This window comes from Bacillus sp. FSL K6-6540, from assembly GCF_038007545.1.
Genome location: NZ_JBBOXH010000001.1, coordinates 6370032 through 6382224 on the forward strand (window position 1 = coordinate 6370032; position 12193 = coordinate 6382224).

The 12193-nt window shown below is 50.5% G+C and carries 10 protein-coding genes; 2 read left to right on the top strand and 8 right to left on the bottom strand.

Going from position 1 to position 12193, the window contains the following annotated elements; genetic code table 11:
• Window positions 1-36: 36 nt before the first annotated feature.
• The gene (locus tag MHH82_RS28710) at window positions 37-789 is read right to left on the bottom strand and encodes a YqcI/YcgG family protein (protein WP_015737536.1); all 753 of its coding nucleotides are present in this window, start codon (window positions 787-789) and stop codon (window positions 37-39) included.
• A gap of 183 nt (window positions 790-972) precedes the next feature.
• Between MHH82_RS28710 and rnjA the strand changes: the two genes are divergently transcribed.
• Window positions 973-2691: a ribonuclease J1 gene (rnjA, locus tag MHH82_RS28715; RefSeq protein WP_015737537.1), complete on the top strand. Its 1719-nt coding sequence runs from the start codon at window positions 973-975 to the stop codon at window positions 2689-2691.
• 156 nt (window positions 2692-2847) lie between these two features.
• Here the strand turns inward: rnjA and MHH82_RS28720 are convergent, their stop codons facing one another.
• Entirely contained in the window at window positions 2848-4071 is a 1224-nt protein-coding gene (locus MHH82_RS28720; protein WP_145041014.1) for an MFS transporter, read from the bottom strand.
• 61 nt (window positions 4072-4132) lie between these two features.
• Window positions 4133-5206, bottom strand: coding sequence for an ATP-binding protein (locus MHH82_RS28725; protein WP_145041016.1), 1074 nt, complete (start codon window positions 5204-5206; stop codon window positions 4133-4135).
• A 307-nt stretch (window positions 5207-5513) separates the two neighbouring features.
• On the opposite strand from MHH82_RS28725, the gene MHH82_RS28730 reads away from it, so the two are divergent.
• Window positions 5514-6134 carry a hypothetical protein gene (locus MHH82_RS28730; RefSeq protein WP_009590113.1) on the top strand — a complete coding sequence of 207 codons (621 nt, stop codon included), beginning with the start codon at window positions 5514-5516 and terminating at the stop codon, window positions 6132-6134.
• Between the two features lie 207 nt (window positions 6135-6341).
• Here the strand turns inward: MHH82_RS28730 and MHH82_RS28735 are convergent, their stop codons facing one another.
• From MHH82_RS28735 to MHH82_RS28755, 5 genes are all read right to left on the bottom strand, one after another.
• Entirely contained in the window at window positions 6342-6992 is a 651-nt protein-coding gene (locus MHH82_RS28735; RefSeq protein ID WP_015737540.1) for a YqaA family protein, read from the bottom strand.
• 261 nt (window positions 6993-7253) lie between these two features.
• Window positions 7254-8066 carry a pyridoxine/pyridoxal/pyridoxamine kinase gene (gene pdxK, locus MHH82_RS28740; RefSeq protein WP_009590124.1) on the bottom strand — a complete coding sequence of 271 codons (813 nt, stop codon included), beginning with the start codon at window positions 8064-8066 and terminating at the stop codon, window positions 7254-7256.
• A 1120-nt stretch (window positions 8067-9186) separates the two neighbouring features.
• Window positions 9187-9933, bottom strand: a complete 747-nt coding sequence (gene map / locus MHH82_RS28745; RefSeq protein WP_015737542.1) for a type I methionyl aminopeptidase — start codon at window positions 9931-9933, stop codon at window positions 9187-9189.
• Between the two features lie 531 nt (window positions 9934-10464).
• On the bottom strand, window positions 10465-11250 hold the full coding sequence (locus MHH82_RS28750; protein WP_015737544.1) for a TerC family protein: 786 nt from the start codon (window positions 11248-11250) through the stop codon (window positions 10465-10467).
• Window positions 11251-11549: 299 nt separating this feature from the next.
• Window positions 11550-12185, bottom strand: coding sequence for a hypothetical protein (locus MHH82_RS28755; protein WP_340969000.1), 636 nt, complete (start codon window positions 12183-12185; stop codon window positions 11550-11552).
• Window positions 12186-12193 lie beyond the last annotated feature (8 nt).

Below are 12193 nucleotides of genomic sequence, written 5' to 3' on the forward strand. Positions count from 1 at the left end.
CAATTTAGGGTATGATGATAGAAGCATGTTATTTTTCTATTTATGAGTCTCTTTGTGCAGCCTTGCAAACGGACATTTCGACAGAGACTCCTCGTTATCCCGCAGGAAATATTGCTTCCATTCATAATTGTCCTCCGCCCCGTAGAACTTCAAGTCCGGGTGCGGGGGGACTGGATCATATTCGGTCAACCGCTTGCGTATCAGCACTTTGGTATGTTCAGCTTGCCTGGCCCGGGCATTGAACTGCTTCAGAACCCAACGAGGCGTAAAAGCAAGCATCATGTAGGGGAAATACCTGCTCTGGCGAAGCTCATGTGCCGGCGTTCCGCAATATACGAAATAAGGCTCGCCTGCATAACAAAATTCCCACAGATGATCGTCTGGTTCCCCCGGCAGGTCCGCCGGCCAAGGCTCCGTATCGTATTCGGTGGTCCGGCTCAGCAGCTGCCAGAACAAACGCTCATAATACTCCACGCCCTCGAGGCTATCTCGGCCATGTTCCGTATTTATAAATACGACAAGGGAAGTATACGGGCCGAAGCCCCTGGAGCCGAGCCCGAACTCATGCAGCAGTGCGGCCAATTGCCCCGCCGCCTCCTGCGATTCGCCGCGGTTGATAAAACCGTATCTAAAATGATTCAGCGCATGTCCTTGCACTGCCGGAATGCAGGGGAATTTGGCGGAACGATCCGTCATTTTCTCAGTCAGCTTAACGTTCGCTTCCCGCTGCCATTCCTCCGGCAATCCATAGGCTGCATCCATATCGTCCAACCTCATTAAACCGCTCATCACCAGTCCTCCTCTTCTACAGCATATAAGAGTGGGTAAAAATAGGTGACTGTCACGGACGAAATGCACATGAATTTTGAAAAGCGTTTCCCAAAAGCTTGAACTTTCTGATATCTTAAGTAGAGAAGAAATTAAAATACCAGGCTTATGCCTTAATTACCATAGAGAGGATTCTTTCACATTATGTCTAAACCCCTGCTAACCGATAAGATTCAAACTGCCAAACCCGCCAAAAAACCGAGGCCGTCCGCTCCTCCCGTGCGCATCTTTGCGCTGGGGGGGCTTGGCGAGATCGGAAAGAACATGTACGGCGTCGAATTCAAAAACGAGATCATTATCATCGATGCCGGACTGAAATTCCCGGATGCCGAAATGAGCGGCGTCGATTACATTATTCCGGATATCCGTTACTTGCTCGATAATAAGCACAAAGTAAAGGGTATGTTCCTGACCCATGGCCATGAAGACCATATCGGGGCTATTCCTTACGTGCTTCGTCAAATTCAGATGCCGATCTATGGCGGAGCCCTGACCATCGGCCTGGTTCGTGCGAAGCTGGAAGAGCATCGCCTGCTGGATCAGAGTGATCTGCGCATATTCCATGAAGACGAGACGATTGCATTCCGTCATCTTTCCGTTCATTTTTTCAGAACCACCCACAGCATTCCGGATGCCTTCGGGGTCGTTGTCGAAACTCCGTACGGACCGATCGTACATACCGGGGACTTTAAATTTGATTTTACGCCGGAGGACAAGCCTGCCAATCTGCACAAAATTCTGCATATCGGCGGACGGGGCGTCCTGGCCCTGATGGCCGACAGCACCAATAGCGAACGCGACGGCTTTACCCCTTCGGAGCGCACCGTCGGCGATTCCATTCTGCGCCTGTTCCAGGAGTGTCCCGGGCGGATCCTGTTTGCGACCTTTGCATCCAACGTTCATCGTCTGCAGCAGGTGGTCGAAGCCGCCATTCGAACCGGCCGCAAAATCGCCATCGTCGGCCGCAGCATGGAAAAGGTGTTTGTGATCGGCCAGGAGCTTGGTTATATTCGCGTGCCGGACGGCATGATGATTGACGTCAAAGCCGTTAACCGCTATCGCGACGACCAGGTGCTGATTATTTGCACGGGCAGTCAGGGCGAACCTAATGCGGCGCTGACGCGCATCGCTTCGGGTGCCCATCGTTCGATCCAGATTCATCCGGAGGACACCGTCATTTTCTCGTCATCGCCGATTCCCGGAAACACCCAGAACGTTAACCGCAGCATCGATCTCTTAATGCGGGCCGGGGCCGAAGTTAAATACGGCTCCATTCTCGATATCCACACCTCGGGCCACGGCTGCCGCGAAGATTTGAAGCTCATGATCAGCAGCTTGCGTCCCAAATACTTTGTGCCGATTCACGGAGAATACCGGATGATGCTCAATCACCGTCATCTTGCCGTGCAGGTCGGGGTTCCCGACAGCAACGTCTACTTGATGAACATCGGCAACACGCTGTCCCTTTTCCGCAATTATGCGCGCAAAGGCCGGAACATCCCTTCGGGTGACGTCTATATTAACAATGGTGAACTGCGCACCCATGAGAAGGAGCTGCTTGAGGAACGCGTTCAGCTCGCTCACGATGGCGTGGTGATCGTCGCGATTACCATCAACCGGGAAACGCGCAAGCTGCTCTCCGGACCGGAGCTGATTACCCGCGGGTTCGTGTATATGCAGGACTCCAAGCCGCTTCTGCGCCGGGCCGAAGCGATGCTCCGCAAACAGCTGAACAAAGCCGGCGAACAGCGGGAATACAATCGTGCTGCCTGGGAGCAGATGACCAACAACACGCTCAACCGCTATTTCAAGCGGGAGCTTGGCAGAAGCCCGTACATTATGCCTTCCATCATGGAGGTATAATGCTTCGATCTCGCTGACGCTTGACGCTGTACACTAAAATAAGGGTGGATCCAAAGTCATTGAACCTTGGGATCCACCCTTTTTTGTCATATTAGAAAGCATGAATTTCGAAGCCTATCACCCTTCCTGTAAATCAACATAAAGCACGGGCCTGCTTTAGTCTGCAAGCTCCAGGCCTTTCGTTTCCTTGCCAAGCACCAGTACCCCCAGCGCCCCGATCAGGATGGTTACGAAAAACATCACGAAAATGATTTCGATGCGGGTCCCATTCTGCTTCAGCACCCCGACGAGCAGCGGCGCGATCACGCCGCCGATCCGACCGAACGATGTGGCAAGCCCGACCCCCGTTGAACGAACCTTCGTCGGATAAAGCTCCGGACTGTACGCATACAAGCCTCCCCATGCTCCCAGATTGAAGAAGGACAAGGATATGCCTGCGGCGAGCAGCGAGCCTTCCGTATTGGCGTAGCCAAACCAAATTGCGCTCAGCGCCGTAAGCACCAAATAAGTAACCAACACGAACTTACGTCCGAACTTCTCGATAAAATACGCCGCCGTGAAATACCCCGGCAATTGGGCAAGCGTCATAATCAGCACGTACTGGAAGCTTCGAACCAAGCTGAATCCTTTATCGACCATGACGGTGGGAAGCCACAGGAACATCCCGTAATATGAAAATACGACCGTAAACCACAATATCCACAGCATAATGCTCGTACGCCGATGTTCGACCGACCAGACCGAGGCCACACGCTGCCCGAAGGTCAGCTTCCGGACGGCCTTGGCCTTCTGCTCGATATACCTTGGCGAATCCTCGATGGCTCGCCGCAGGTAGAGAGCATAGAACGCGGGCAAAGCCCCGATGACAAAGGCTGTCCGCCAGCCGTAATCCGGAATGACGAAGTAAGCAATAAGCGCGGATAGTATCCAGCCTGCCGCCCAAAAGCTTTCCAGCAGCACCACCGCTCTTCCCCGTTCATGAACGGGCATGCTTTCGGATACCAGCGTTGAAGCTACCGGAAGCTCTCCGCCAAGTCCGAATCCGGCGATAAAGCGCATCAAGCACAGCATGACAAAACCGGTAGCCAGAGCGGAAAGCCCGCTCGCTATCGAGAATATGAGCAGTGTCCACAGCAGAATATTTTTCCGTCCATATTTATCCGCCAGAAATCCGGCCATGGCCGCGCCGAATACCATTCCGATCGATGTGGTGCTTGTCAGAATGCCGACCTGCTGCGAGCTTAGCGACCATTCCGCTGCCAATGCCGCAACAACAAACGAAATCATGCCGACATCCATCGCATCAAACATCCAGCTGGCACCCGCGCTGAACAGCAGCTTGCGCCGTTTGGGCTCTTTTAACAATTCCATGTTGCCCATATTAACCGCCCCCTCTCCTATATCTTTCTATAATGTAGAGCGAACCATACGTCCGGTCAAGCTAGATTATGCTTAGCGGCAACATGACCGTTATGGTCGTTCCCTCCTGAAGCTTGCTGGTCACATACACCTGCCCCCTGTGATCCTCGATCATTTTTTTGCTGATCATGAACCCTAAGCCGTTGCCCTTCTCCTTCGTTGTGAAGAACGGTTCCCCGAGACGGGAAAGGATCGATTCCGGGATTCCGCATCCGTTATCCGTGAAATGAATGGCCACGGTATGGTCGTCGCCTCTCTCCAGCCGTATGGTCAACTTGCCGCCGTCCGGCATCGATTCCACCGCATTTTTTATAAAGTTGATGAAGACCTGCTTCAGATGGTTCACGTCACCGTCCACATTGGCCTCTTGCTCTCCAAAGTCGGTTATGATCTCTACGTTATGTATAATCGCCTGCGTATTTAATAACGTAATCACTTGTTCCAGCAGCTGCCGGATATCGGCACGCTCGAATTTCACGCTTTGCGGCTTCGCCAAGAACAGAAGCTCACTGACGATCAGTTCGATCCTTTCAATCTCCGAAGAGATAATATCGAAATATTCATCCTTCCGTCCGGCGCCGGAGCGAATCAGCTGCACGAACCCTTTGATGGACGTCATCGGGTTTCGGATTTCATGGGCGATTCCTGCGGCAAGCTGCCCGGCCATGGACAGCTTGTCGGACTGGATCAGCCGCTTCTCTTCCTGATCGGCCGCTCTCTTCATGTCGGTGATATCCGTCAAATGCGCTACATAGCCCAGCGCCCTTCCCTCTCTGCTGCGGGCTGTGCTAAGCCTGCACGATACCCACCTGATATCTCCCTGTTTATGTATCAATCTCTTTTCCATTTGCAAGGAAGAGATCCGGCCCGTTTTAAATTTTTCCATCATTTCCCTGTCCTTATTTACGTCCTCCGGATAAACCCAATCGTTATAGGGATGATGCAGACATTCGTCCTCCTCATATCCGAGCATCGTGCAAGCGGCCGGATTGATTCGGATAATGCTCCCCTCTGAATCGATGAATACCGTTCCTATCGGCGCAACTTCTATCGCCTGAACCATAAAATCATAGCTGAGACATTCACTATTCATCATCGTTTGGAGATCCTCCTGTCTTTCATTGTTCAAATCGGTTTTACCTAATTTCTAGATATGGGATTGCTTCTCCTTTAGCCTATATGGAATATAAATAAAACAATCCAAAGGATAATTCGGACATGAAGCGAATATATTGGATATGAGGTTTCTAATATTTGGTGTCTATCCCAGCGCTATTCTAGTGAAATTGAGAGAAAATGGTTTTTTTTGACTTGAACGCCATGGCTTTTTCGTTTATTGTGAAAGAAAGCAAGTCATTTACAATTGCTAGTCGTTAGGATCGTTAACAAAGGAGTTTGCGAGTATGTACACGGAACAAGATATTTGGATTGTGCTTACAGGCACGGGCACCTGGTTCAGCAGAATGATCCAATATTTCACGAAGGCCCCACTTAACCATGCATCCATAGCGTTTGATTCCGAGTTACGCGAAGTGTACAGCTTTGGGCGAAAGAAGGCGAACAATCCGTTTGACGGCGGTTTGGTTCGCGAGAACCTGCGTGACCCTTTCTTCTACACTTCGGAGTGCGCGGTATATCGCTTCCGCGTCAGTAATGAAGACTATCAGCGCATGCACAATCTTGTCAAAGAGATGATGCGTGATCAGGACCGCTACAAATATAATCTGCTAGGGCTGCTGGGTATATTGTTTCGGATTCATATCGATCGTGATGATGCTTTTTTCTGCTCCCACTTTGTCGCGACGGTGCTGGAGCAAGCAGGCCTGCGGCCTGTGAACAAGCCTTGTCATCTTGTAACGCCGGAAGATTTCTCCCACTCCCCCCAGTTGAATGAAGTCTATCGCGGGCCTCTCCACGGTTATCTTGCTCAAGATATGCCAGCCCCGTTGTCCCCGTCGCCGACGTTTGTTCCTGTGACCACGAAAGGCCGAGGCAAGTTCTTCAGAATCGGAAAAACGGGTTAATACCGAAAATATTTAGCTATGATATAAATATGTTTCTCTGATACCTTGGAAAAAAGCAGCCGGGCTCGCACCCGGCTGCTTTTTTTAAATAAGTTTTTTGGGGTCCCCGCAAAGTATTTGGAATAAGCATCGAAGCATAGGCTCCACTTTGTGGGGTTATTTTATATGTTCCTCGCGGGGGTTAACCCCCGGCGTCATTCTCTAGCGTTAGGCCGATGGAGTCTGATCCGACGCCTGCTCCAGAACCGCCTTCTCCACCACGACAGGACCGGATTCAGCCAGCTTTTGCTGCTCCATTTTCTTGCGCTTGCGTTTGCGGTTGAAGTACACGCCGATCAACAGAAGCGGAACGGCGATCAGCGCAATATATAACGATACATCCTTAACCATGCCCTCCGCGGCGTTACCGTACAGATAGAACAGGGTACCCACCACATAAAACTTGGTAGCCCGGCCAAGCGCGGCATATGCCAACAGTCTCCATAGCGGGAATTTCAAACATCCCGACAGAATCGTAAACACTTTAAAGGGAACCGGCGTAAAGGAGCCGATCAGTATGGCGGCTTCGCCGTTTTTTTGAAACATGTTCGTTGCAGCGTCAATCCACTCTTTTTTCAGTATCTTGTATAATACCGACTTCCCAAGCAGCTTTCCGATCAAATAGCCCAGCGGCGTCCCCAGCAAGCATCCGATAAAACCATACGTTGCAAGCCACAGTGCATTCTGCGGATGCATGATGCTAAGCGAAACCTGCAGAAAAAAGGCGGGAACCGGAAAAATGACAGCATCCGCAAACGAATGAATAAACAATCCCCATGGACCAAACTTCATCAAAAAATCCAAAATGTCCTGAAACATGTCTCAACCCCTAAACATTTTCTTCCTGTTTCTATCAGACCCTTTATAAAGTATAGCACATAATTATACTGGAAAGGACCTAAGCCGCTTGATCCCTGCCGAAAAAACGCGCAGAACGAAGCATGCCTTTGCACCTATATACTATATGCAGCAGGTTCGACTAACAACAAAAAAACCTTTCTTCCAGGAAGAAAGGTTTTCGGTCGCTCCTCGCAAGCCGAATTTCAAACATGAATAAGCTTGCAAAGAAATGCATCTTGTTTAATTTGCAGATAAACTGCGGTGTGCGGAATGCCTTGTCGGACCTACGAATTCATTCAGCGGGAAGCCGTTCGAAATCGCCTGGGTAATGAAGGCTTTCGCTTGCTGTACCGACTCGCGAACGCTCAAGCCCTTGGCAAGATTGGCCGTGATGGAAGCGGATGACGTGCAGCCCGCACCGTGGGTGTACTTGGTAACGATGGCGTCGGCCTCGAACCATTCGAAGCTGTTTCCGTCATAGAGCAGATCCATGGCTTTACCTTCGCGGATTTTGCCTCTGTCTTTAATCAGCACGTTCTTTGCGCCGCGCTCGTGAATGATGGCGGCAGCCTCCTGCATTTGATCCAGGGACGTGATCGGACCGGATTTGGCCAGCTGAGACGCCTCGAACAGATTTGGCGTTACCAAATCGGCGCGCGGGAGAAGGAATTCCAGCATCGCTTCCGTATTCTCGGGCTGCAGCACTTCATCCGTGCCTTTGCAGACCATCACCGGATCGATGACGATCCGTTTCAGATCATAGCGGTCGATATACTGGGAAACGAGCTCGATGATCTCTACGGATCCAAGCATGCCGGTCTTCATGGCATCGATGCCGATGCCCTCGAGCACGGTTTTCAGCTGCGTTTCAACGATATCCAATGCTACCGGGAAAACCTGGTGATCCCATGTTTTTGGTTCCATGCAGACAATCGTGGTCAATGCGGTCATTCCGTATACGTCAAATTCCTGAAAGGTTTTCAGATCGGCCTGGATGCCAGCGCCGCCGCTTGTATCCGAGCCGGCTACGGTTAGTGCTTTTCGTATTGTCATGTTCCATGTTCCCTTCGCTTGTAAAATGATTACTCTATTATAAGAAAAACTGGGATTGACGTCTATTCGCAGATGTCGAATCCTTCTTTAGCGGTTGTTTTTCTTGCGAGATCAAGGCGATTGAGCTTCGGCGCTTTTTCTTCCTGATCTCTAAAGAAAAACTGGGATTGACGTCTATTCACAGATGTCGAATCCTTCTTTAGCGGTTGTTTTTCTTGCGAGATCAAGTCGATTGAGCTTCGATGCCTTCTCTTCCTGATCTCTAAAGAAAAACTGGGATTGACGTCTATTCGTAGATGTCGAAATTTGCTTGATCACGCATCACTCCGCCTGCGGATTGTTCTTCCGATCGCTGTTGCCCCCAAATTTCCTTTGAACCACGATATCTATCGTTGGAATTCGGGGGCAAAGGCGACCACTACCGTTTCTACAGAACAATTCCGCCTGCTTCGTTGGAGTTTATCTTTATAATCCTTAAAGACAAATTCAATTTAACGTGATTCGCTGATGTTGAACTCTGCTTGATAACGCATCACTCCGCCTGCGGATTGTTACTATGATCGCTGTTGCCCCCAGATTCCTTTGAACCACGATATCTATCGTTGGAATTCGGGGCAAAGGCGAACGCTTCTCTTCTACAGAACAATTTCGCCTGCTTCGTTGGAGTTTATCTTTTATATACCTTAAAGACAAATTCAGTTTAGCGTGATTCGCTGATGTTGAATTTTGCTTGATATAGCATCACTCCGCCTGCGGATTATTCTTCCGATCGCTGTTGCCCCCAGATTCCTTTGAACCACGATATCAATCGTTGGAATCCGGGGGCAAAGGCGACCACTTCCGTTTCTACTGAACAATTCCGCCTGCTTCGTTGGAGTTTATCTTTATAACCCTTAAAGACAAATTCAATTTAGCGTGATTCGTTGATGTTGAATTTTGCATGGTCACGCATCACTTCGCCTGCGGATTGTTCTTCCGATCGCTGTTGCCCCCAGATTCCTTTGAACGACAATATCAATCATTGGAATCCGGGGGCAAAGGCGAACGCTTCGCTTCTACAGAATAATTCCGCCTGCTTCGTCGGAGTCCTTTGTCTAGGCTCACACTATGGAGTCACCACTTATTGTTCCGTCAGGATCACCGGGCCATCCTTCGTGATGGCGAGCGTGTGCTCATACTGCGCGGACCATTTCCCGTCCACGGTTCTGGCGGTCCATCCGTCCGAATCGATCTTGCATTGATATGTTCCCAGGTTCAGCATCGGTTCGATGGTGATGACCATGCCCTCTTTAAGCCGAGTCCCGCGGTTGGGTGGCCCGTAATGCGGAACCTGCGGCTCCTCATGCATATTTTCGCCGATGGCGTGCCCCACGAAGTGACGGACAACCGATAAATTCTGCGCTTCCGCATAGGATTGAATCGCATGGGAAATATCGCCGATCCGGTTGCCGATCACCGCTTGCTCAATTCCGAGGTACAGAGCTTTCTTCGTCACGTCCAGCAGATGCTGCGCTTCCTCGGAGACGTTTCCGACCGGATAGGACCAAGCCGAGTCGGCGAGCCAGCCATCATACTTCACCACCATATCAATGGTAACGATATCCCCGTCCTTCAGCGGCTCATGGCTCGGGAAACCATGGCAGATCACGTCGTTGACCGACGCGCAGGTCGCAAAAGGATAACCATGATATCCCTTCTGCTCCGGCGTCGCGCCGCGCTCCGCCAGGAACCGTTCGACAAACTGATCAATCTCCAGCGTCGTTACGCCCGGCTTGATCATGTTGGCGATCTGACGATGGCATTCGGCGAGAATATCGCCGGCTTTATTCATCTTGGCGATTTGTTCTTGTGTTTTGAGGATTATCAATCCTGCTCACTCCTTTTCATGGCTGTTATCTCCTACTCAAATCAAAAAGCCTTAGCTGACCGAAGGAGCTTCAGGACAGGCATCTGCGCCCTCCTCACTCCCCGGCCAATAAGGCTGATTCACAATCACAAGGTGTATCTGTTTTCTTGTCTTGGTTCCAAAAAAAGAAAAGCTGATAGCGCCCCACATGATCTTATTCTACTCTTAAGCCAAGGTAACCTCAATGATTTCCGTTAGGAATTTCTGCCTTTTGGTCAAATGCGGACAGGTACGGATGCCGCGGCATAACCGTTTTGCATTCTCGGAGGCATCTTTAACTCGGCGGTAACCCAGAAAGTCATATGACTCTCAATGACCATGAACAAAATCAGGGCGGGCAGCATTTTATCCAATTTTAAGCTTCATTTATTCAATGACAATCGTTTCTCCTCATATCTATATATTAAAGGTTGCGCAGAAACGATAATTTTACACGCGAGATCACGATTCCTTTCTTTTTCTATGTTCATTATATCAAAAGGGGCCGTTGCTTTAGCTTTCCACTTGTTTCCGTTCCTTCTGGGTCATATCGCTCTTCTCCTTGGATAAGAACCAGCCGAGGACCGCGATCAGGATCAATACGCCCCAGAATATGAGCTTCCAGCCGGCGCTCTTGGGAAACGTCTTCTCTAATACCGCGATATCCGGGTGCGCGAGCGTATAGACGGCCAGCTTGATTCCTACCCATCCCACGATCAGGAATGCAGCCGTTTCCAAGCCGGGCCTTCTTACGAGCAGCCTGCCGAAATACGATGCCGCGAACCGCATGATCACCAAGCCGATAATTCCGCCTGCCAGGATAACCAGGAATTGTCCGCCGTCCATGCCTCCGATATTCGGAAGGCCGGTTTCGGGCAGCGTCAAGGCGAGGGCTACGGCAGCCAAAATCGCATCGACCGCAAACGCAATATCCGCAAGCTCTACCTTTAACACGGTAACCCAGAATTTTTCTTGCTTCATTTCCGCTTCCTTCAGATGTTTCTTCTTCTTCACAAAGAACTGCTTCACCATATGATTGATACTGATATACAGCAGGTAGAAGGCTCCAATCGCCTGTACGTACCAGACATCCGCCAGAAAAGAGATAATGAAGAGGGATGCGAAACGGAACACAAACGCACCGGCCAATCCGTAAAATAACGCCTTCTTCCTCTTGTCCTCCGGCAAATGCTTAACCATGATGGACATCACCAGGGCATTATCGGCTGCGAGAATCCCCTCGAGTCCAATCAACACCAGCAGCACCCACCCATATTCGAGCAACAGTCCCATTTCCAAACGCAATCTCTCCTTCATGTATAGGATGATCCGATTTACGTTTCAAAGGCGTATAAAACAAAAAACCTTTATCCCGAAAATCGGCGATAAAGGTATCTACCCAGAAATAGGCTGTAGGAATAAGCACCTTTACCGAATCGGCAAAGGTCTCGCAAACAACTTTCGTTGCCAACAAAGCCGGAGACACGTTCGTGTCACGAATTGACGACTTTGCTGCGACTGCTACTCCCCTTTACTTGAATACATGAATTATAGCATGGCCGTTTACCACCGCCAATAGACTTTCAAAAATTTTACATTCACTTTACACTTCTTTTTTTCTTCCTCCAAAAATAGAGCCATAGTCCAGCTGCCATCAGCACTGCGACAACCCCCCACAGGAAAGGCCACTGCATAAATGTCTGATCTGCAGCCTCACCTTCACTTGGAAGCATTCCCTCAGCAAGCGTATCAGACCCCGTTTCGCCCGGTGGAGGCGCAGCTTTCGGAGGATATCCGGCCCCTAGCTCGGATAGCTCCTTGCCGGCGGCGGTGAGCGGCTTCGTTCCGTCACAAAGCCCTGTTGTCAGCCGGCCCGACTCTGCGGACGCGAACACCAGATATTCGCTGCCTACGGCAAACTGGTCATAACCGCAGCTGGCCGATGACATGGCCGTGGTAAGCTCCGTTACGGGGTTCAGCTCGCCTTTCCATATTTCCGTTACCTCTAACGTAACATGAACCGGATCAGCCGAGGACATGACCTGCTTCCGCGGCGGGCCCGCGATCTGAGTCACCTTGCCTGCGAATATCGCTGCGCTCCGTTCCAGGCTTTCCGCAACCTCAGGCGGTCCGGCACATGAGCAAGCAAATACGTCGGATGGTTGTATCGTATACAGGCTGACGAGCAAGAGCAAACAGCTAAGCATGATCATAACCTTGGATTTTCTCATCATGGGTCACC